This is a genomic window from Haloflavibacter putidus (genome assembly GCF_006546625.1).
Taxonomy (GTDB): Bacteria; Bacteroidota; Bacteroidia; order Flavobacteriales; family Flavobacteriaceae; genus Mesonia; species Mesonia putida.
In genome coordinates this window covers 1-281 of sequence record NZ_VIAR01000050.1, presented here as the reverse complement: position 1 = coordinate 281, position 281 = coordinate 1, and the positions used below count along the sequence as shown (strand labels likewise).

At 46.6% G+C, this 281-nt stretch carries 1 protein-coding gene; it reads right to left on the bottom strand.

The window, feature by feature from the left end:
- Window positions 1-281: hypothetical protein (locus FKR84_RS13475; protein WP_233357786.1), on the bottom strand; the 281-nt coding region annotated here is incomplete at both ends.

The following is a 281-nucleotide window of genomic DNA, read 5'->3' as shown; positions in this document are numbered from 1 at the left end:
GTTGGTGATGGCAATGGGTTTACTACCAAAGTTAGGGTAGTAAGTGCACTGCAGCCGTTTGAGTCGGTTACTTCTACCGTGATGGTCTGCTCGTTTTCTGTATTGGTAAAGGCACTTGGATCGTTGATTAAAGTGGTGTCATTCAATAGAGTCGGATCGTCTGTGGCATACCAGGTAAGGGTCCAAGAGCTATTGCCGTCTACAATCTCTGCTTCTTTTACCGTTAAATCGAAAATGTTCAGCTCATCGGTATCGCTGCCACTAGCCGTATCGTCACAGGC